Annotated in this window: 15 protein-coding genes, 1 rRNA gene and 2 riboswitches; all 16 genes read left to right on the forward strand. The window is 40.9% G+C overall.

Annotated features, from left to right (window positions below; translation table 11 throughout):
- Positions 1–176: 176 nt before the first annotated feature.
- The gene (locus ACIGG7_RS22550; protein WP_397551087.1) at positions 177–1,565 is read left to right on the forward strand and encodes a vWA domain-containing protein; all 1,389 of its coding nucleotides are present in this window, start codon (positions 177–179) and stop codon (positions 1,563–1,565) included.
- Between the two features lie 135 nt (positions 1,566–1,700).
- Positions 1,701–3,077: a VWA domain-containing protein gene (locus ACIGG7_RS22555; RefSeq protein WP_397551088.1), complete on the forward strand. Its 1,377-nt coding sequence runs from the start codon at positions 1,701–1,703 to the stop codon at positions 3,075–3,077.
- A 120-nt stretch (positions 3,078–3,197) separates the two neighbouring features.
- Positions 3,198–4,574: a vWA domain-containing protein gene (locus tag ACIGG7_RS22560; protein ID WP_397551089.1), complete on the forward strand. Its 1,377-nt coding sequence runs from the start codon at positions 3,198–3,200 to the stop codon at positions 4,572–4,574.
- Positions 4,575–4,799: 225 nt separating this feature from the next.
- On the forward strand, positions 4,800–6,176 hold the full coding sequence (locus ACIGG7_RS22565; RefSeq protein ID WP_397551090.1) for a VWA domain-containing protein: 1,377 nt from the start codon (positions 4,800–4,802) through the stop codon (positions 6,174–6,176).
- A gap of 221 nt (positions 6,177–6,397) precedes the next feature.
- Positions 6,398–7,234: a hypothetical protein gene (locus tag ACIGG7_RS22570; RefSeq protein ID WP_397551091.1), complete on the forward strand. Its 837-nt coding sequence runs from the start codon at positions 6,398–6,400 to the stop codon at positions 7,232–7,234.
- A 307-nt stretch (positions 7,235–7,541) separates the two neighbouring features.
- Positions 7,542–8,378: a hypothetical protein gene (locus ACIGG7_RS22575; RefSeq protein ID WP_397551092.1), complete on the forward strand. Its 837-nt coding sequence runs from the start codon at positions 7,542–7,544 to the stop codon at positions 8,376–8,378.
- Positions 8,379–8,712: 334 nt separating this feature from the next.
- Positions 8,713–10,182: a nicotinate phosphoribosyltransferase gene (locus ACIGG7_RS22580; RefSeq protein WP_224945619.1), complete on the forward strand. Its 1,470-nt coding sequence runs from the start codon at positions 8,713–8,715 to the stop codon at positions 10,180–10,182.
- Positions 10,183–10,253: 71 nt separating this feature from the next.
- Entirely contained in the window at positions 10,254–11,081 is an 828-nt protein-coding gene (gene nadE, locus ACIGG7_RS22585; RefSeq protein ID WP_397551093.1) for an ammonia-dependent NAD(+) synthetase, read from the forward strand.
- Between the two features lie 204 nt (positions 11,082–11,285).
- Entirely contained in the window at positions 11,286–12,242 is a 957-nt protein-coding gene (locus ACIGG7_RS22590; protein WP_224945623.1) for an AAA family ATPase, read from the forward strand.
- Positions 12,243–13,460 carry a DUF58 domain-containing protein gene (locus ACIGG7_RS22595; protein WP_224945625.1) on the forward strand — a complete coding sequence of 406 codons (1,218 nt, stop codon included), beginning with the start codon at positions 12,243–12,245 and terminating at the stop codon, positions 13,458–13,460.
- Positions 13,457–15,661: a transglutaminase TgpA family protein gene (locus ACIGG7_RS22600; protein ID WP_224945627.1), complete on the forward strand. Its 2,205-nt coding sequence runs from the start codon at positions 13,457–13,459 to the stop codon at positions 15,659–15,661. Before ACIGG7_RS22595 ends, ACIGG7_RS22600 begins: the two co-directional genes overlap by 4 nt.
- Before the next feature lie 39 nt (positions 15,662–15,700).
- Positions 15,701–15,802: riboswitch (purine riboswitch) on the forward strand.
- A 128-nt stretch (positions 15,803–15,930) separates the two neighbouring features.
- The gene (guaA, locus tag ACIGG7_RS22605) at positions 15,931–17,484 is read left to right on the forward strand and encodes a glutamine-hydrolyzing GMP synthase (protein WP_224945629.1); all 1,554 of its coding nucleotides are present in this window, start codon (positions 15,931–15,933) and stop codon (positions 17,482–17,484) included.
- Positions 17,485–17,665: 181 nt separating this feature from the next.
- A riboswitch (purine riboswitch) is annotated at positions 17,666–17,767 on the forward strand.
- Positions 17,768–17,875: 108 nt separating this feature from the next.
- The gene (locus ACIGG7_RS22610; RefSeq protein WP_397551094.1) at positions 17,876–19,210 is read left to right on the forward strand and encodes an NCS2 family permease; all 1,335 of its coding nucleotides are present in this window, start codon (positions 17,876–17,878) and stop codon (positions 19,208–19,210) included.
- Positions 19,211–19,425: 215 nt separating this feature from the next.
- On the forward strand, positions 19,426–20,268 hold the full coding sequence (gene glcT, locus ACIGG7_RS22615; protein ID WP_224945631.1) for a glucose PTS transporter transcription antiterminator GlcT: 843 nt from the start codon (positions 19,426–19,428) through the stop codon (positions 20,266–20,268).
- Between the two features lie 182 nt (positions 20,269–20,450).
- The gene (gene ptsG / locus ACIGG7_RS22620) at positions 20,451–22,520 is read left to right on the forward strand and encodes a glucose-specific PTS transporter subunit IIBC (RefSeq protein ID WP_397551095.1); all 2,070 of its coding nucleotides are present in this window, start codon (positions 20,451–20,453) and stop codon (positions 22,518–22,520) included.
- Positions 22,521–22,908: 388 nt separating this feature from the next.
- Positions 22,909–23,228: ribosomal RNA gene (locus tag ACIGG7_RS22625) — 16S ribosomal RNA — on the forward strand; the annotation flags it as partial.

A 23,228-nucleotide genomic window follows, 5' to 3' on the forward strand; every position in this document is an offset into this window, starting at 1 on the left:
CTGTGTCATTATTGTAGCTACTCCTCTTCCAGCAACTCAATTAGTTGAGGCAAATGAAGCAGTAGTTGGAGGATTGATGTGGCAAAGTGCGATAGCATTCAATTTCATGTTTTAGTAATTGATTATAAAATACATTTTTTCAAATGCTTTTAAAAGTAACCATTTGGGGGAATATCATGAGGAATTTTAGAGTAACCCTGACTTTATTAATAGGAGTATTTATATTAATGACGGGGTGTGGCAAAGAAGAGAAAGAAGAGCAACAAAGTAGTAAGCAGGTTGTTAGTAATAATAGTGAGTCTTCAGACAAGGGTAGGGTAGAACCTAAGGGGAAACGAGAAGAAAAAAGTATGAAGATAACACCATTACCCGATACCTACAAAGAGTTGGAGAATCTACCTGTAGGGAAAGATTCTAGTTATATTCCAACGGCAACAAAGGAAGAAAAGATGCAAGCGATAGAGCTCTTTAAAGATTTGCCGAACATTAAAGAGAATCCTTCTCAGAAAGAGTTAGACAATTACTATCAGGAATTGCTTCAGAGAGTACAAAAAGACTTTAAAGGTCCGGAAACTTTGTTTAAACAAATGCGTTTTCAATCTTTTGGGAACCCTGATATAGAAGACTCCCGCTACCAATTTAAGGATAATTTAAACGTGGAAGTAATTCTAGATTCATCAGGAAGTATGGCTCAGAATGCAGGTAACAATACCAAAATGGACGCTGCAAAAGAAGAAATAATGGAATTTATAAGAGAGTTACCAGAAGGTACCAAAGTAGGATTAAGGGTGTATGGACATAAAGGAAGCAATGCTGATAAGGATAAAACACTATCCTGCAGCAGTTCTGAGATCTTATATCCAATAGAACCGTTTGTAGAATCAGAGTTCGAATCAGCTCTGAAGGATGTACAACCAACAGGATGGACCCCCATATCTCTTGCTTTAAATGAAGCTAGGCAAGACTTGATGAAATACGATGGGGAAAGTAATACAAACATTGTGTATTTAATAAGTGATGGTATCGAGACCTGTGATGAGGACCCTGTATCAGCCGCTAATAAACTATATAAATCCAACATTAATCCAATTATTAATGTAATTGGATTTAATGTTAATGGTGAGGGGCAAAGACAGCTAAAAGAGATTGCGGACTCAACGGAGGGCATCTATCAAAACGTAGAAGATCAAGATGGACTGAAATCAGAGCTCAATAAAATTAATGATGTAGCAAACTCATGGAAAGAGTGGAAGGAAAAAGGTGAGCAATCCATAGATCTTAAAGAGGTGCAAAATGGCTTGGAGATTTTTAATTATATTACTGAGGAAGAATCCAAGTCTCTCAACGAGAAAGATCAAATTAATCTACTGGTTTATACTTTTCAGCAAAATAGCCTTATGAGTAAGGAGTCTCGTATCTATCTTGAAGAGAAGAACAATAAGTATCATGAATGGATAGATTTAGAAATTGAAAAATTCAATTCGGAATTAAAAAATATTAATCAACAGAATTATCAGCAAGCCAAAAAGATACTTGAGCATAAATATCAAATTAATACTCAATGAAGTAAATTCCAAAAACTAACAGTACTTTAGTGCCTGAATAAATTGGATGAATTGCACCACAAAAATTAAAGGCATAATAGAGAAAATCGGAAGAGATCAAAAGAAAATTATACGTCAGGAGGTAGAGCACACAATATGAGACTATCAATCTTCTCCTTTATTATGACTATATCCTTCCTATTAGTAGGCTGTAGTGAAGAAGGAAATACAAATGAGGCTAAACAAGAAAATAAGACAAAAGATTCAAATGTGGAAGTTGTTAAAGATGAGAAAGAGACACTAGTCAATGAAAAGAATTTTAAGGACCTTCCTGATATTCCTCAAAATGAAGTTGATATCATTCATCAACGGCCAGGGGTTTATGCCAATAAGGAAGTATTGGGTGATGAGGTAGAGAAGCAGGTAATTGAGCACATAAAAGATTTACCTCCCCTACCTGAAAAACCAAGTGAAGAGGAATATGATAAATATTTTCAATATGTGTATTCTCTTGCTGCAAATGACTTTCCTGATCCTGATGACTTGGTTAAGAAATGGGAGTTTTCTATGTATGGCAGTCCAGAAATGGAAAATCCCAAGTTCAAATTTAAAGAGAATTATAATGTGGAGATTATACTTGATTCAAGTGGAAGTATGAATGCCAAAGTTGGAGACAAAACTCAGATGGAGCTCGCAAAAGAAGCGATAAATGATTTTGTTTCTAACCTTCCAGAAGATGTGAATGTATCTTTAAGAGTATATGGTCATAAAGGTACAGGCGATGAATCGGATAAAGAAAAATCTTGTTCCAGTATAGAGCAGGTATATGGATTTGATCAATACAACCAGGATTCGTTCAGTAATGCTATAAATCAGTTTAAACCCAGCGGTTGGACACCAATTGCAGAAAGTTTAAAACAATCTTTTGAATCATTTAAAGAATATGACAAAGAATCAAATACCAACCTCATTTATTTAGTGAGTGATGGCATTGAAACTTGCGATGGTGATCCTGTTGCGGTGGCAAAAGAATTTTCAGGGTCTAACGTGTCACCAATCATTAATGTGATTGGGTTTAATGTAGATTCTAAGGCTCAAGAGCAGTTAAAACAGGTAGCTGAAAGTTCAGACGGAATATATTCTACTGTTACTAACAAAGATCAATTAACTGAAGAATTTGATCGGGCTCAGAATATTTTAGAGCGGTGGGAGAGTTGGAAGAAAGACGCCATAAGGGATGCAGATGCACAGCGAGTAGATAATAGTTTTGATATTCTTGGGTTTTCAAACGATTGGAATGCTATTGAGAGGGATCAATCTTTAAGGGTTAGTTACTTACTCACCATTCTTCGTGAACAAGGAAAGATCAACTTTGAACAAAGAGACGAATTAAAGAAACGAGCATCCACCGTCCGAGATCTTATTGACGCAGCTTTAGATGAAATTCTAGAGGATTTAAAATCTATGAATGAAACCGAAATAGAATCTTTAAAAGAAGAAATAAAAAATAAATATAAAACCGAAGTGGAATGAGCGGTTTGAATTGTTCGCTAGAAATAAAACGGAAGGCACATATGGATTTTTCCACCATTGCCGATTATTCGTCCATTCAGTAGCGATTTAGTGAATTTCTCTCAATACAGGAGGCATCCTATGAAATATCTTACAATGATTTTGCTTTCACTCAGTCTTATTCTTATTGGTTGTGATGAAGCAGTGACGACAGAAGATACATCCCATCAAAGTGAAAATAATACTGAAAACAGTAAGCAAGAAGAAGAGAAAAAAACAGATAACACCAAAGAAAGTTTTTATGATGAGATAAAGGAAGTTCCTGAAAGCGCCGAGGAATTAATTAATCAGTCACCGGGTCAATTCGCTGCAAAGCCAGTTAGTTCGGATGAATGGGAGTCTAAAGTGATGAAAGAGATAAGAAAAGCTCCTTCCTTAAGTGAAAATCCCACAGAAGAAGAATACGAAAATTACTTTAAATATTTATATTCTCTAGTGTCTGAAGATTTTCAAGACCCCCAAGAACTACTGAAAAAATGGGAATATGCTGTCTCGGGCACCCCTAACGCAACAGATGAAAAATATAAATTCAAAGAAAACTATAATATTGAAGTTATCTTAGATTCAAGTGGGAGTATGAAGAATAAGGTTGGTAACCAAACACAGATGGCACTGGCAAAGGAATCCATTCATAACTTCCTCTCTACTGTTCCAGAGGAAGCAAATGTATCTTTAAGGGTCTATGGCCATAAAGGGACAGGGTCTGATGCTGATAAAGAGAAAAGTTGTTCAAGTGTGGAGCAGGTATATGACTTCAAACCATACAACGAAAAAGAATTTGAACAAGCCTTAGACAGCTTTCAGCCAAGTGGTTGGACACCTATAGAGGGAGCACTAAAAGCATCCAAGAAAGCATTTTCGTCATATGATTCTGAAACCAACACTAACTTAATCTATCTAGTGAGTGATGGTATCGAAACGTGTGATGGAAACCCAGCCGGATTTGCTAAAACACTTGCAGATTCAAATATTAACCCAATCGTAAATGTTATTGGGTTCAATGTTGATAGTGAAGCTCAAAAACAATTAAAAGAAATCGCCTCTAATACAGACGGTACCTATACAACCGTCACGAATTCAGACCAACTTGAGAGTGAATTTAACCGAGCTAAGGATGTGTTGGAGAGTTGGAAAGAATGGAAAGAAGACGCTTTGAATGATGTGGATGCCAAAGAAACAGACGCGTATTTTGATGTTTTAGGATATACGAATGACTTTTATTTCACTGGTCTAAGTCAGTCTAACAACCTATCTAGCTTAATACAAAATATTTATTTAGAGGATATTATTACCCAAGAAGATAAGGGAGAATTACAGAACAGATTAAAGAATGTTGAAGATCTACTAAAAGAAGCAGAAAAAGAAATCGAAAATGATTTAAATAATAGTAGTTCTAAGAGATTAAACGATTTAAAAGAAGAAATTAACAATAAATATGACAGTAATACGAATCCATAGACTCATAGATTCTTACATGTGAAAAAGAATATGGGAGACAATGGGGATGAATACTTGAAGCACTTTAAATCAGAGACATGGAAAACATTCTCCATTATGGAACCGAACAGAGTAAATAAACAAGAACCATTGAACAAAAAATATTCATTTTAAGTAGAGTGTAGAAAACTCCAATCCACTGATTCAAGTAATCAAACAAGTTACATGCATTCAAGGAGGATATACATGAAAAAATACCTTTTCGTATGGCTCCTGCTGGCTTTGGTGTTATCAGGTTGTAATAGCGCTGAGCAAAAAGCAGATAACCAAAATAAGAGTCAAGGAACTGAAAAGAACGAAAAAAACGCTTCGGAGACGAAGGAAAATAAAAAACACAAAGAGGATTTTTACATTAATATATCCGAAGTGCCAAATTCAGCGGAAGCGGTAATTGGTCAGTCACCTGGTACATTCGCAGGTGAACCAATAAGGAGTGAAGAATTTGAGCCTACTCTTTTCAAGGAAGTTGAAAATGCTCCTCCACTAAGCGAACATCCAAGTGAGGAAGAGTATGATCAATATTTTAAGTATCTGTATTCTTTAGCTGCGGTTGATTTCCCTGACCCCCAAGACCTTGTGAAAAAGTGGGAATACAGTATGTCAGGTACACCCAATACTACCGATGAAAGATACCAATTTAAAGACAATTACAATATTGAAATAATATTGGATTCAAGTGGGAGCATGAAGAATGATGTGGAAGGTAAAACTCAAATGGACCTTGCAAAACAAGCCATTAATGACTTTCTGTCAACCGCTCCTGAAGAAGCTAATGTATCTCTAAGGGTCTATGGCCATAAAGGATCTGGCTCGGATCAAGACAAAAAAATGAGCTGCTCCAGCGTGGAACAAGTATATGGGTTTGATAAGTATAATAAAGAGCAATTTGATAAAGCATTAAACAGTTTTGAACCGAGTGGCTGGACGCCAATTGAAGGGGCATTGAAGGCTTCCAAAGAAGCGTTCAGCAAATATGATTCAAAGGATAATACGAATCTAATTTATCTTGTAAGTGATGGGATCGAGACTTGTGACGGAAATCCTGTTGAATTTGCTAAAACTTTTGCGGACTCTAACATTAAACCAATTGTCAATGTCATCGGATTTAATGTGGATGGCGCTGCCCAAAAGCAGTTAAAATCTCTTGCTGATAACACTAACGGTATTTATACAACAGTGACTAATGCTAAGCAATTAGAAGAAGAATTTGATCGTGCAAAAGACGTTTTAGAGAGTTGGAAAGATTGGAAAGATGACGCACTCAATGATGCTGATGCCAAAAAAGTAGACGCAAACTTTGACATCCTAAGCTATACAAATGATTATTCATTAATGGCAGACATCCAAAATAATAATTTATACGGGATCATTGATGATCTTTCTTTAGAAGATGTGATTACTAGTGAACAAAAGAAAGAACTTATGGAAAGAAAAGAGAATGTAAAGGATTTAATTGATGAGTCTGAAAAGAAAATAAAAGAAGATTTGGAAATGAGCAGAGATAAGAATATTGAACAGTTAAAAAAAGAAATCAATGAAAAATATAGTACTAATATAAATTAGTATTCTTGAATCACTAGAATTTCAGGTCAGTCCCCCTGTATACAAAAATGTGTTATTGTGACGGGGGACTGACCCCGTTTTTCTTTGTTTATAGAAATCATTAGAAACTTCTATATTTATTAGAGGTACTTAAATAGAAATGAAACCTTACACTCATAATATGTAAAAAAGTGTAGAAATTTTAGGAGTGTACAAAGAAAACTTTCACTGGGGGATAACTCATGGGTAAATTGAACAAAAATACAAAAAAAGCAATTAAAGAGAAGAAAAAGTGGGATGAGCGTATAGAAGTTTCTCGTCATATTGCAGAAATTAATGGTGAATTGTATTACTATGTTCTATTTTTAAATTTATTCGGGATTCCTCAAGGGGCTGTCGCTGTTAGAAATGATGGTGATATGCCAGGAAGAGACATTGCAAAAAAAGTTGTTTTTAAAGTAAGTTCCTATAATAATATTATGCGTTTTGCTGGTCAATCTAAAGATGGTATGAAAGATATTGTGAAACGTCCAATAAAAACAATGAAAACAGTTGAGAATCAGGTAAAAGAATATTTTGGTGAGGTTATTCCTGTGGAACATCCGCTTCATAAAGAATTAACCTTGTTAATTGACTTGTGTAAAACTATGCAGGAGAACCAACCGAAATTTGTGCAGTTGTTTAAAGAAATATGTTCGATTGCAGAGTCTCAGGAAGTGAAAAAAGTTTTAACCGCAGAGACATTTGATAGAACCCATGAGATCTTTATTGAATGGCATGTGCTTCTATATAAAGAACAACGTATGCAACTATTAAATTTCTATGATATTCCTTTAATCAAGCAACATGCGGACGAGAGTAACAAAGGGAAGAAATTACATAAAACATTAGATAATATGCATACAGAAAAAAGAAGAAAATCGTTTGTTAACTTTTTAGAAGGTGTTATTAACAAAGAAATAGGGAATATTAGTGATTTGTCCTACTCTCCAGAAGATGTTGAATCTTTTAGACAATTGAAGATCGAAGAAGGATATCAAATGTTTGAGTCAAATCTCGCCCCACAAATAAGGAACTAAGAAATTATTAGATTAATATTCTTTAATTAATAAATTTTATGTGCCACCGGAATGGTAAATGTGTTATAAAAAATTTTTTAACGATTTGCGGCCGTACAAATTTAATTAATAGATTCAGTTTTGCTATGTGTCATTATAATTAAGTTACCTCCTACTACAATGTAACAAAATTTTGTGATTAGGGGTCAGTCCCCTGGAAACTAATGCGTTTTTGTGATGGGGGACTGACCCCATTTTGCAAAAAGCTAAGGAAAAAGGAAAAGAGGTCTGGGATTGGGCTAAGAAAACATTTTTTGGAGGATAATAAATGCCTAAATTAGATAGAGATGCAAAGAAAGCAATTAATAAAATGAAAAAATGGAACGAGCGGATAGAAGTATCAAGACATATTGCAGTACATAATGGTGAATCCTATTATTATGTATTGTTCCTTAATATTTTTGGAATTCCTCAAGGTTCAATGGCGGTTAGAGAAGATGGTTTAATACTAGATATAAACCTAGCAAAATCATTGATATTTAGGATAAGTTCATATAATAACATTATGAAATTTGCTAGTGAAACGAAAAATGGAATGAAAGATATTTTAAAAAGACCATACGGCATGATGAAAACTATTGAAAAAGAGGTCAAAGAATATTTCGGGGAAGAAATTTATAGTGCTCACCCACTATATGAAGAACTAAGTTTACTACTTAAGATGTGTAAAACTATTTATCATAATCAAGAAAAATTTGTAGACATGTATAAAGAGTTATGTTCAATTTCTGATGAACAAGAGAGAAATAAGTTATTAAATCAGAGTTCATTTGATCGATTATATGCAATATTTATTGAATGGCATGTGTTACTGTATGAAGAACAAAGATTGCAATTAACAAATTACTATGATTTACCCAAAATATTAAAGGAAGTAGAAGGAAACAAAAAAGGTAAAAAGCTCTGTAAATCCTTAAGGAATATGCATACAGAAAAAAGAAGAAATATCATTACTGAATTTATTGAAGGTGTAATTGAAAAAGATGTAGGTGATATAAGTGGTTTATCATACTCGGTCGAAGATATAAAGAGGTTCAGAGAGTTGAAAATTAAAGAAGGTTATCAAATGTTTGATTCTAGACTTCTCCCTCTAATACGTAACTAAGGAGAGTGAATATGGAGTTTAAACAACCACTTAGGATTTATATTAAAAACATTGAATCCATATTATTGATTTCAATGATAGTACTTTTACCATCACTAATTTTTCATAATTATATTACTAGCGTAAGCTAATATATTGCAGCAGTTTACAACGCTTCATTCTTTGGAGATTTTGTAAACGATCCTTTGTTCATCCAATAATATAGAAATGGAACATTTAATCAAACGTTTGTTCAAACCCAACCCTAATCATTCGATATCCCACCCAATATTGGTTAAAATAGATAAGACACATCATGTTCAACAATTGGCTATAGCTTAAAGGAGAGAAATACATGACGAACTATGCAGATGATAGTTTAGCGTTGCATACAGATTTGTATCAGATCAATATGACGAAGGCTTACTGGGACGATAATTTCCATAATCGAAAGGCTGTTTTTGAAGTGTTCTTTCGAAAGCTGCCTTTTGGCAATGGATATGCGGTATTTGCGGGGCTTGAACGGATCATTGAATATGTGAAAAAGTTTCATTTTTCGGAGAGTGATATCGAGTACCTACGGGAGCTGGGATATGAGGAGGCTTTCCTGGAATATTTGGCAGAGCTTCGTTTCACTGGGACAATCCGTTCCATGCAAGAAGGGGAGGTTGCGTTTGGTAATGTTCCCCTTGTCCGTGTGGAGGCGCCACTTGCTCAGGCTCAGTTACTGGAAACGGCGATCTTGAATATCGTGAACTACCAGACGTTGATTGCGACGAAGGCGAACCGGATCAAGCAGGTGGTGCAGGATGAGGTTGTGATGGAGTTTGGGACAAGGCGTGCCCATGAGCTGGATGCAGCGATTTGGGGAACGCGGGCTGCGTATATCGGCGGCTTTGATGCGACGAGTAATGTCCGGGCGGGGAAGTTATTCGGCATGCCGGTTTCAGGGACACATGCCCATGCCATGGTTCAGGCTTATCGGGATGAGTATCAGGCGTTTCACAAGTATGCAGAGAGCCATAAGGATTGTGTGTTCCTCGTGGATACGTATGACACGTTGAAGTCTGGTGTACCAACGGCGATACAGGTTGCGAAGGAGCTTGGCGATAAGATCAATTTTAAAGGAATCCGCCTTGATAGCGGGGACATGGCTTATCAGTCAAAAAAGGCGCGGAAGATGCTGGATGAGGCTGGTTTTACGGATACGAAAATCATCGCTTCCAACGATCTGGACGAGTATACGATTTTGAACTTGAAGGCTCAAGGGGCACAGATTGATGTATGGGGTGTCGGGACGAAGCTGATCACGGCGTACGATCAGCCTGCTTTAGGTGCCGTGTATAAGCTCGCATCCATTGAAAATGAGTCAGGTGAAATGGAAGATACGATCAAAATTTCGAGTAACGCTGAAAAGGTCTCTACCCCTGGAATGAAAAGGGTGTACCGCATCGTCAACACGATTAATCATAAATCAGAGGGCGAATATATTGCCCTGGACCATGAACACCCGGAAAGCCAGGAACGGTTGAAAATGTTCCATCCTGTTCATACGTATATCAGTAAGTTCGTCACGAATTTTGAAGCGAGAGAGCTTCATGTAGATGTATTCAAGGACGGGGAGCTTGTGTATGATACGCCTCCATTGGAGGAAATGAGAAGTTTTGTGAACGAGAACCTTGAATTGTTATGGGACGAGTATAAGCGTTCCATGAATCCGGAAGAGTACCCTGTAGATTTGAGCGAAGAATGCTGGAACAATAAGATGGATCTCATTCATCGTGTAAAAGCCGAAGTGAAAGAAAAACATAGCGAAAATTGGTAAGTTTGCCTGTGATTGGGTAAGATAAAAAGATATAATATGATGTAATAAAACCTAACATGGAGTGTGAAAACATGGATTCTCTTCAAAAACAAATTGTAGAAGAAATGATGGTCTCCCCGGAAATCAATCCGCAGGAAGAAATCCGTCGAAGTGTCGACTTTATGAAGGCTTACTTGAAGAAGCATTCATTCCTGAAAAGTCTGGTCCTTGGTATTTCAGGAGGTCAGGATTCTACTTTATTAGGGAAACTGGCACAAATGGCCATTGATGAAATGAATCAGGAATCAGGATCATCAGATTATGCTTTTTATGCCGTCAGGCTTCCTTACGGGGAGCAGGGGGATGCCCAGGATGCCATTGATGCGGTGGAATTTATTAATCCAACCGTTCCAATGACAGTCAATGTCCAACCTGCAGTCGATGCCAGCGTGGAAACGTTGAAGAAAAATGGTATCGAGCTTTCCGACTTCGTGAAAGGAAATGAAAAGGCACGTGAACGGATGAAGGTGCAATTCGCCATTGCTGCTATGAAGGACGGTGTGGTGCTCGGGACCGATCACTCTGCTGAAGCGGTGACCGGCTTCTACACGAAATTCGGCGATGGAGCGGCGGATCTAGTCCCTCTATTCCGTTTGAACAAGAGGCAGGGAAAGATGCTCTTAATGGAACTCGGCTGTCCGGAACATTTATACAACAAGAAACCGACAGCAGATCTTGAAGAAAACCGTCCACAGCTGCCGGATGAAGAAGCCCTTGGGGTCACGTACGATCAGCTGGACGATTACCTGGAAGGGAAAGAAGTACCTGCTGAAGCGAAAAAAGTCATTGAAGGCCACTACCTGAAAACACAGCATAAACGTCATCTGCCGGTTACGGTGTTTGATGATTTTTGGAAATAAGAAAGTGAAGCCGATTCTCGATTGATTGAGGGTCGGCTTTTTTATTTCGACAAAAAATGCAGCTCTCCACCCTCATAAGCACCCTATCTCCTACCAATTCCCTAAAATTTCTATATGAATTTACCAATTTATAGAGGATTTTCGACTTTTTAAACGAAAGTAGTAATAGTTATAGAAGAGTATGAATCATTCAGGAGGGGTACGATGTCACATGAAATGGTGAATCCGAAGTTACAAAGTATCATTGATAATATAGAGAAAGTCATGATCGGAAAGAGAAAGGTGGCGGAGCTTAGTATCGTTTCCCTGCTTGCCGGTGGGCATGTACTGCTTGAGGACGTTCCGGGTGTCGGGAAGACGATGATGGTACGTGCGTTGGCAAAATCTGTTGGGGCAAGCTTTAAGCGGATTCAGTTTACGCCGGATTTACTGCCGTCGGATGTGATCGGTGTATCGATTTATAATCCGAAAGAAATGGAATTCACGTTCAGGCCGGGACCAATCATGGGGAATATCATTTTGGCGGATGAGATCAACCGTACATCACCGAAGACTCAGTCTGCTTTGCTTGAGGGTATGGAAGAAAGCAGCGTGACGATTGACGGGATGACCCGGAAGCTGGATAAGCCTTTCTTCGTTATGGCGACCCAGAATCCGATTGAGTATGAAGGGACCTATCCGCTTCCGGAAGCACAGTTGGACCGATTCCTGTTGAAGATGAAGATGGGGTATCCGGAACCGGAAGAAGAGATGGAAGTTCTTCACCGCGCACAGCGTACTCCGCCGATCGATGAATTGGAGCCGGTGATGACCCTTGAGGAATTGAGATATATCCAAGGGGATGTGAAGGAAGTATTGGTGGACGACACTATCAAGAAATATATCGTAGAAATTGCGAATCGTACAAGGATCCATGCCAATGTATACCTTGGTGCGAGCCCGCGTGGATCGATTGCGTTGATGAAGGCATGTCAGGCGTATGCTTATTTAAGGGGCAGGGATTATGTGGTTCCTGATGATGTCCAATTCCTGGCGCCATACGTATTCTCACACCGTATTATTATGAAGTCTGAAGCGAGGTATGAAGGGATCACTCCTGAGGAAGTGGTGGAAAGAGTCATGGCTCGCATACCAGTTCCTGTCCAAAGGATTGCGAGATAGATGAAGACGAAACTTCGATTATTAAAACCACTTGTGAAGTTTTTGCTTTTGCTCCTCTTGATGGGGGTGACGTTTTCGTATGCGATGTTCCAAGGTGGGTTTGTGAGCTGGTTTTTATTTTATAGCTTTTTGCCGTTTGCCCTTTATTCCGTGTTGGTTTTCTTATACCCTCTTTCGGAGTTTTATGTAGAGAGGAGCTTTGAATCGGCGGAGTACAAAGCGGGGGATGAATTAAAGGTGACGATCACCCTGTCCCGTAAGATCCCCTTTCCCTTGTTTTACATGGTAATGGAGGATGTGGTGACCGATTCGGTCTTTCATCATTCGGGTTTCCAAAAGGCGAAGGCGATGATCCATCCTGGATTCAGAAAACGGATCAATCTCACCTATTATGTGGATGAACTTCCCCGAGGAGAGCATATTTTCTCTAATGTGCGGTTCAAAACAGGTGATTTCTTTGGTGTTTTCGAAAAGGAAGCGACGGTGGATTGCGTGGACAAACTCCTCGTTTATCCTTCAATCGTCGATGTCCCATATCGTCCGTTGGAGAATCGGTATGATCAAGGGATGACCACTTCGAATGTGAAGATCCAAAAGGACACGACGATGGCGACCGGTATTCGTGATTATCAGCCGGGGGACCGTTTTTCGTGGATTCATTGGAAAACCTTTGCCAGAACGAATGAACTGATGACAAAGGAGTTTGAAGAGCGGCAATCACATGATGTCCTTATCGTCCTCGATCGGGAGGCTTCTCCGGCATTTGAAGCGATGGTGACCTTTACGGCATCTATGATCCGTTCCATCGTAAAGAAAGGGGCGCAGGTCGGCCTTGTGTCGATCGGTGAAGATCATGTTTCGTTTCCGATCCGCGGCGGTGATGAGCACTTGAGTCAGCTGAATTATCATTTGGCTAAAGTGAGGCAGGACAGTCGTTTTGCTTTAGGGAAGGTCCTGCAGGGAGCGGGATTGAACTATTCTCAATCAGCAGCGGTCCTCTTCGTGACCTCCTCCGTTTCGAAAAAAATGATTATGAGCGTGAATGAGTATGCGAAGCGGAACAGCTCCGTTGTCATCTTTTTGGTGAAAAGAGTGGGAGAGGCGTACACGGCAGAAGAGAAATCGCTGAAAGCCTATGCTTCCTCCAGGGGCATCCGGTTAAAAGTGTGCTACGAAGGTGATTTCTCATCCGCCTTTCTGGAGGTGAAGCGGGCATGAGACATGTTACAGCGAACTCCTATTTTAAGTTCATGGTTTATTTGCTTGGATTTTTACTTTTGTGGGAGTGGTTAAAGCCCCTTAAGGTAGTGACGGACACAGCCAGTTTGACGTATTTTGTTGTCTTTATCGCCCTGTCCCTCGCCCTGTCTTTTTTCAGGATTCATTATCTGATTACGGCGTCGGTGAAAATCCTTTTTATCCTTTACAGTCTGCATGTATTGTATTATGCCGGTTCCTTCCTGGGCCTTGGGTGGTTCATGAAGTTCAGCCACGATGTATGGGTGAATCTCGGATTGACCCTCGGTCGTGAGTGGCCGAGTTTGTCTTTTGAATACAGAAGCTTATTGTTTTTCGTGCTCCTGTGGCTGATGACGTACTTGATTCATTATTGGATATCGGTTCGGAAAACGATTCTACTTTTTTATGTGATGACGGTCGCTTATGTGTGTCTGATTGACACCTTTACGGTTTATGAGGGAGACAGCTCCATTATACGAGTCGTCATTTTCGGCTTTCTTCTCATGGGGTTGTTGGCGCTTGAAAGACTGGTGCAAAGAGAGAATCTACGTGGTTCCAAAATGAGCCGTCATCGCTGGATTGTTCCGCTGACGGTGATGCTCGGGGTCAGTTCGGTCGTTGCCTTTGCAGCGCCTAAAGCAGATCCCATTTGGCCGGACCCGGTCCCTTATCTCCAGTCCTTCTCTGAGGATGCAGGTGGCAGCGGGGTGAACAAGATTGGCTACGATTCCGATGACACGAAACTGGGGGGGCCCTTTGTCGGTGATCCGACTGTCGTATTTAATGCTGAGGTGACAAGGGAACATTATTGGAAGATTGAATCAAAGGATTTGTACACCGGGAAGGGGTGGAAACAGTCCATCCCGGATGAACAGGAGAAATCCCTTCCGTTCGACCCAGGGAAAAAGGTTCCCATTCCCTCGCCGGAATCGGATGAAGAGCGGGACCTTGAAAGTGAAAAAGTCATGGTAGAGCGCAAGTATTCCCATGTCGTCTATCCATATGGGGTGGAGGCGATAAATGGAAATGATAAGGGGTATTTCAGCTTTAATCCTATCGATGAAAAAGTGACAAGCTACAAGGGATCCGATGAAACCGTCAAGCTTGAAGAATATGAGCTCTCCTACCGTTCCCCATCCTATTCCCAGAAAAAGATGAAGGCGGCGAATGAAGAGCAGGAAATCATGCAGGTACCCGAGTTTGTCGATCGATACACCCAGCTGCCCGAGACGACTCCTCAACGGGTCAAGGACTTGGCCGTTGAGATCACGTCGGAAGAAGATAATTGGTATGACAAGGTAAGGGCGATCGAACAATACTTTTCAAAAGAAGCGTATGTATACGATCAGTTCGACGTACCCGTTCCTGAAGAAGGGCAGGATTACGTGGATCAGTTCCTCTTTGAAACACAGCGCGGCTATTGTGATAACTTCTCCTCTTCCATGGTAGTGCTTGTCCGTTCTCTGGGAATCCCGGCAAGATGGACAAAAGGCTATACAGAGGGGGAATACAGCAGACAGGTGGATTCGAAGTACAAGCTTTACGAAGTATCAAACAACAATGCCCACTCGTGGGTAGAGGTCTTCTTCCCAGAAGTGGGGTGGGTTCCGTTTGAGCCGACAGTCGGCTTCAGTAACAACGTATCTTATCAGTATGACCTGGATGTACCTGATTCAGAGAAGAATGAAGTCCCTTTACCGGAGCAAAAGGAGACTCCAAAAAAACCTTTACAGCCTGAAGAAGATACTGCCTCTTCCGGTGATGGTTTTTCTATATCCAAGCTTTGGGAGGACCTAAAGTCATTTGTCGTGGACAACTGGGGCAAAATTGTGATGGGTGCCATTCTCTTGATCATCATTGCGGTTGCTTTATACCTTGTGAGAAGACGATGGATGCCGTATGTCCTGATTTTCTATTACCGCAGGAAATCGTCGGATGATGTATTCTCTGACGCCTATCTGTCTCTCATGAAACAGTTGGAAAGGTACGGACTGAGATTGGAAGACGGCCAAACATTACGGGGGTATTCCAGATACATCGATTCCTTCTTCGGTACCCGTGAAATGACCAGTCTGACGAATAATTATGAACGGGTTCTGTATGGTCAGAAGCCTACATCAGAAGATTGGGTGAAGATGAGGGAATTATGGGAAAATTTAATTAAAAGGACAACCGGTTGACCCGGTAGACCACAAAGTATAAAATGATGTCAAATTCAAATAGCGTTCGTTAGCATCCTTCGTATATCCTCGATAATACGGTTCGAAAGTATCTACCCGGTCACCTTAAATGACTGGACTATGAAGGCAGTGTTCTAAGTTGACATCCGTGTATGCAAAAAAACTAGAATTCTGCCTTTTTTTAAGGCGAAGTCTAGTTTTTTTTATATTTTTTGGAATGCTAACAACAATAGATAGTATAAGGTAAATAAACTGAAGAGGTGAACTGAATGCTTGGTAAAGAAGAATTGCACAATCAAGAAATGATCGTCGTTTTGGACTTTGGAAGTCAGTACAATCAATTAATCACGCGAAGAATTCGTGAGTTTGGTGTTTATAGTGAGCTCCACCCGCATACAGTTACCCTTGAAGAAATTCAGGAGATGAATCCAACGGGAATCATTTTCTCCGGTGGACCGAATAGTGTCTACGGTGAAGATTCGTTCCGTTGTGATGAGCGTATCTTTGACCTGGATATTCCGATTCTCGGAATTTGCTACGGCATGCAGTTGATGACGATGCACTTTGGCGGTAAGGTAGAACGCGCGAAGCACCGTGAGTACGGAAAAGCTGCCATCAACATCGAGAAGCAGTCAAAATTATTCTCGAACCTGCCTGAAGAACAAGTCGTTTGGATGAGCCACGGGGATTTAGTCGTTGAAGCTCCAGCAGGCTTTGATGTGAATGCAACGAATCCATCTTGCCCGATTGCTTCTATGAGTAATGAAGAAAAAGGCCTATATGCGGTTCAATTCCACCCTGAAGTGCGTCACTCGGTGCATGGAAACGAAATGTTGAAGAACTTCGTATTCGAAGTGTGTGGATGTACTGGCGACTGGTCCATGGAGAACTTCATCGAAATGGAAATGGACAAAATCCGCCAAACAGTTGGAGACAAAAAGGTTCTTTGTGCATTGAGCGGAGGAGTCGATTCTTCTGTCGTGGCCGTGTTGATCCACAAAGCCATCGGCGATCAACTGACATGTATCTTCGTCGATCACGGCCTTCTTCGTAAAGGGGAAGCGGATAGCGTAATGAAGACATTCGCTGACGGATTTAATATGAACGTCATTAAAGTGGACGCACAGGATCGTTTCTTAAATAAATTAAAAGGTGTATCCGACCCTGAGCAAAAACGCAAGATCATCGGAAATGAATTCATTTATGTGTTTGATGATGAAGCAACGAAGCTTGAAGGCATCGAATACCTTGCACAAGGTACGTTATATACAGATATCATTGAAAGTGGTACGGCAACTGCGCAGACGATCAAGTCTCACCATAATGTCGGCGGGCTTCCTGAAGATATGCAGTTCACTCTGATTGAACCATTGAACACTTTATTCAAAGATGAAGTGCGTGCATTAGGTTCTGAACTGGGTATTCCAGATGAAATTGTGTGGCGCCAACCATTCCCGGGACCTGGTCTTGGTATCCGTGTCCTTGGTGAAATTTCTGAACAGAAACTTGAAATCGTCCGTGAGTCTGATTACATTCTCCGTGATGAAATCAAGAAAGCCGGCCTTGATCGTGACATCTGGCAATACTTCACTGTCCTGCCTGATATCCGTAGTGTCGGTGTTATGGGGGATGCGAGGACATATGATTACACGATCGGAATCCGTGCAGTTACCTCCATTGACGGTATGACGTCAGATTGGGCGCGTATCCCATGGGACGTATTGGAGAAAATATCAACACGCATCGTAAATGAAGTCGATCATATCAACCGCGTGGTGTATGATGTGACGAGTAAGCCACCTGCAACAATCGAGTGGGAATAATGAAATAGGTTTGAGTGAAAAACTGACAGGCTTCTTCCAGATCGATTCCATTCGACAAACGGAAGAATGCCTGTCGTTTTTTGTATTAAACGAACATTATATCAAGAAATTAAAATAATGTTCGTATTTTCTGTTGACGGACTGAATTCCCGTTGGTACAATAGTACTGTAATCATAACAAAACATTATAAAAGTATTACGTCGTATAATTTCGGGAATAGGGCCCGAGCGTTTCTACCAAGCTACCGTAAATGGCTTGACTACGAGGTGATGGATGATAGGGCCATACGTTGGTTCCTTATTGATCTTGATCTTAACAGTCAAAGCCTTGAACTCTGGTAGTTCGAGGTTTTTTTATTTTTTACGACGACTCTATAGGAGGAGTAAGAGAATGAGGAATTTCTTTCAGTTTGACCAGTTAGGAACGAATTATAAAAGGGAGATCATCGGGGGACTGACAACATTCCTATCGATGGCCTATATCTTAATTGTTAACCCGCTTACGTTAACCCTTCAATCCGTACCGGATCTTCCGGACAGCATGCGGATGGATTATGGTGCAGTGTTTGTCGCTACAGCTTTAGCTGCTGCCATCGGGTCATTGATCATGGGATTGATCGCCAAGTATCCGATCGCTTTGGCACCGGGGATGGGCTTGAACGCCTTCTTCGCATACACGGTCGTACTAACGATGGGTGTACCATGGCAATCTGCTTTAACGGGAGTATTGATTTCAGGATTGATCTTCATTGCATTGACATTATCCGGCATCCGGGAGAAGATCATTAACTCAATCCCTGCCGAATTAAAATACGCTGTTGGAGCCGGTATCGGTTTGTTCATTACATTCATCGGCTTTCAAAATGCGGGAATCATCGTAAACAACGATGCCGTACTAGTCGGGCTTGGTGATTTAACAAAAGGAACGACATTACTTGCTATTTTCGGAATCATCATTACAGTTATTTTGATGACAAGAGGCGTCAAAGGTGGAATTTTCATCGGGATGGTCGTAACGGCCATCGTCGGAATGATTGCAGGTCTGATCGATACACCGGAAAGGGTAGTAGATTCAGCACCAAGTCTTGCACCGACTTTCGGAGCGGCTCTTGAGCCATTATTTAATGATGCAGGCAGTATTTTTACCATTCAAATGCTTGTGGTCATCCTGACGTTCTTATTCGTCGATTTCTTTGATACAGCCGGTACACTGGTGGCAGTGGCGAACCAGGCTGGACTGATGAAAGACAACAAATTACCACGTGCAGGTAAAGCATTATTCGCAGATTCTTGTGCCACAGTAGTCGGAGCCATCTTGGGAACTTCTACAACAACATCTTATATTGAATCATCTGCAGGGGTTGCAGCAGGAGCGAGGACTGGATTCGCATCCGTTGTCACGGCCATCCTGTTCGTCCTATCGATTTTCTTCTTCCCGTTACTTGCCGTCATCACGTCGGCTGTGACGGCGCCGGCCCTGATTATTGTCGGGGTGCTGATGGTATCATCATTAGGTGAAATCGACTGGAAAAAATTCGAGGTAGCTGTACCGGCATTCCTGACGATTGTTGCCATGCCGCTTACGTACAGCATTGCAACAGGTATCGCCATCGGGTTTATTTTCTACCCGATCACGATGATCATGAAAGGTCGCACGAAAGAAATTCATCCAATCATGTATTTCTTGTTTGTGATCTTTGTCCTGTACTTCATCTTCCTAGTATAAAATAGGTACCGATAATGAGAAGCTGATCGATTCCAGATCAGCTTCTTTCTGATTTTTATCGAAAAAAGTGTAGAATATAAATAAAGGGAATGACAACAAAGGTAGAGAAGGTAGTACTAAGGTAAGAAATTAGAATTGAAAAAAGGGTCAGTTTTCGTTAAAATCATGAAAACAGGTTGTGTCGAAAATGGTCGAATATATAGGGAGAATTGAGTATGTCTACTTTAAATGTGAAAAAAGTCTTGAATAACAACGTATTGATAGCCGTTCATGAAAGCTACGGAGAGGTCGTGCTGATCGGGAAGGGGATAGGATTCAACCGGAAAAAGGATGATCCCATCCAAAACGATATTGCAGAAAAGATGTTTGTCCTAAAAGGGGAAAAAGAGCAGGAGCAGTATAAAAACCTTCTTCCTTTTCTAAATGAAGACATGTCAAACGTCATTATCTCTGCCATCGAGCTGATCAGAAAAAGAACCAATTCATTCCTGAACGAGCATATTCACATCGCCCTTACAGACCATATCCTGTTCGCCATAAACCGATTGATGAGAGGGATGGAGATTCGGAATCCGTTCCTTGTGGAGACAAGAACGCTGTATCCTTTTGAATATGAAATTGCGAGAGAAGTCGTCAGCATGATCAACGAAATGACCGACGTCCATTTGCCTGAAGGGGAAGTGGGATTCATCGCCCTTCATATTCACAGTGCCATGATGAACAAGGATCTTTCTGAAGTGAACCAGCATTCCCAACTGATCAGTCGACTGATAGGGATGATCGAACAGCAGCTGGATGTTGAAATCAATAAAGAGAGCGTCGATTACATGAGGCTCATACGACATATCCGTTATACAATTGAACGGGTTTTGCGGGGAGAAAGAGTAGAAGAACCAGAAAAAATTGCAAAACTGTTGAAAGAAGAATACCCTGTCTGCTATAATCTATCTTGGAAGCTGATTAAGATGATGCAGCAAACATTGCAGAAACCCGTGTACGATGCAGAGGCAGTATACCTTACCATGCATCTTCAACGGATTCAAAATAAAGTGAATTAAAGTACTTATCTTTCTTACGTGTTACTGATTCGATCAGGCATGAGTGAAGAAGATAATTGAAACGTGTATTTTGGGGTAGTCTATCCATATACGTTCATTATCCTCTTTTCTCATGCCTTTTTTGTTTGGTTAGGCGCAATCATCTAATTAGTCGAAAATGAAAATAAAGGGAGGAAACTCACATGTTTAAAAAGGCTTTTGGTGTACTACAAAAAGTCGGTAAAGCATTAATGCTTCCAGTTGCGATTTTACCAGCAGCCGGACTTTTACTAGCGTTTGGTAATGCACTTCAAAATCCAACGCTTCTAGACATTGCCCCATTCCTTAATAACGGCGGTGTTGAAACCGTTGCCAGCGTAATGGAACAAGCGGGTGGAATTATCTTCGGAAACTTGGCACTGCTCTTCGCAGTCGGTGTTGCCATTGGTCTTGCCGGTGGAGAAGGGGTAGCTGGTTTAGCGGCTATCGTTGGTTTCCTGATCATGAACGTAACAATGGGTACGGTCGAAGGGTTAGGTATTGGTGATGTTACGGGCGAAGGCGTCGATCCTGCATTTGCACTGGTACTCGGTATCCCGACCTTACAAACAGGTGTATTCGGCGGTATTATCGTCGGTATCCTGGCAGCGACCATGTACAATCGTTTCTTCCAGATCGAACTTCCTTCATACTTAGGATTCTTCGCAGGTAAACGATTTGTTCCAATTGCAACAGCAGCATCTTCCGTAGTATTAGGATTATTAATGTTATTAATTTGGCCACCAATCCAAGATGGTCTGAACACATTCTCAAACTTTATGCTTGGTGAAAACAGAGCATTCGCAGCATTCGTATTCGGTGTAATTGAACGTTCACTTATTCCATTTGGATTACACCACATTTTCTATGCTCCATTCTGGTTCGAATTCGGTTCTTACACGTCAGCAGCTGGTGAAGTTGTTCGTGGGGACCAGGCAATCTTTATGAAACAAATTCAAGATGGTGTACAAGACCTGACGGCAGGTACGTTCATGACTGGTAAATTCCCATTCATGATGTTCGGACTTCCGGCAGCGGCATTAGCGATCTATCATGAAGCGAAGCCAGAACGTAAAGCAGTTGTAGGTGGGATCATGGCATCTGCTGCCCTGACTTCATTCTTAACAGGTATCACAGAGCCTATTGAATTCTCATTCTTATTCGTAGCACCTGTACTATTTGGAATACACTGTATCTTTGCAGGTTTATCATTCTTAACGATGCATCTGTTAAATGTAAAGATTGGTATGACATTCTCAGGTGGTTTAATTGACTACATTCTATTCGGACTGATTAACCCGCAAACGAATGCCTGGATCGTCATCCCGGTAGGTATCGTGTTTGCATTCATTTACTACTTCGGATTCCGTTTCGCTATCCGCAAGTTCAACCTCATGACTCCAGGTCGTGAAGAAGTAGATGAAGATGAAGATGACGCTCCTGCAAGTTCAGCTGGCGATCTTCCTTACAACATCCTTGAAGCAATGGGTGGACAAGAAAACATCGCTCACTTAGACGCATGTATCACTCGTTTACGTGTATCTGTCAATGACGTGAAGCAAGTAGATAAAAAACGTCTGAAAAAACTGGGTGCTTCAGGTGTCCTTGAAGTAGGAGATAACATTCAAGCGATCTTTGGACCAAAATCAGACACAATCAAATCACAAATGCAAGACATCATCCGTGGAAAAGCTCCGCGTAAAGTAGAAACAAACGCAAACGAAGAAGTAGAGCAACAAATCGAAGAAGTGAACCCTGATGCACTTCAAACAGAGCGCAACAACGAAAAGTTTGTAGCTCCGATCACAGGTGAGATCAAAGACATCACAGAAGTTCCTGACCAAGTATTCTCAGGCAAAATGATGGGTGACGGTTTCGCGATCGTACCGACTGAAGGAACAATCGTTTCTCCAATCACAGGTAAAGTCGTGAACGTATTCCCGACGAAACATGCCATCGGATTGGAATCCAAAGCAGGACGTGAAGTACTGATCCACGTTGGAATCGATACAGTGAAACTGGAAGGTAAAGGATTCGAAGCTTTAGTAAAAGAAGGGGACCAGGTAGAAGCCGGTCAACCATTACTAGAGGTAGATCTAGACTACATCAAAGAAAACGCTCCTTCCATCATGACACCGATTGTCTTCACGAACCTTAAAGAAGGTCAGCAAGTGACAATCGAGAAGTCAGGTAACGTGAACCGTAACGACGAAAACATCATTAAGATCGACTAATGTTCTCGGAAGAACCGGCCAGCCCTCCAAGGAGTGCGAGCCGGTTCTTTTTTATATAGAAGAAAAAGACGATGTTGTTTGTAGAGAGATGAACGGTTAATAGAGAGGTTTGAAAGTTTTTAAATTAAATCTATTAAATCTATTGACGAATATCTAATAGCTTGATATACTTTAAAAACCGTCGCAAGAGAGCAGCGGGTTACATAACAACATTCAGCGAGATCATAAAACATTTCAAAAAAAGTTGTTGACAAACACATTGCATTCTTGATATGATGGTCAAGTCGCTTCAAACGAAGCACTTACACATTGAACCTTGAAAACTGAACAAAACAAGACAATACGTCAACGTTAATTCTAGATTTATTTTAAAGAGCTATTCAAACTTTTATCGGAGAGTTTGATCCTGGCTCAGGACGAACGCTGGCGGCGTGCCTAATACATGCAAGTCGAGCGGATTGATGGGAGCTTGCTCCCTGATATCAGCGGCGGACGGGTGAGTAACACGTGGGTAACCTGCCTGTAAGACTGGGATAACTCCGGGAAACCGGGGCTAATACCGGATAACTCATTTCCTCGCATGAGGAAATGTTGAAAGGTGGCTTCTGGCTATCACTTACAGATGGACCCGCGGCGCATTAGCTAGTTGGTGAGGTAACGGCTCACCAAGGCGACGATGCGTAGCCGACCTGAGAGGGTGATCGGCCA

Origin of the sequence: Rossellomorea sp. NPDC077527, from assembly GCF_044542955.1 — a bacterium.
Taxonomy (GTDB): domain Bacteria; phylum Bacillota; class Bacilli; order Bacillales; family Bacillaceae_B; genus Rossellomorea; species Rossellomorea aquimaris_E.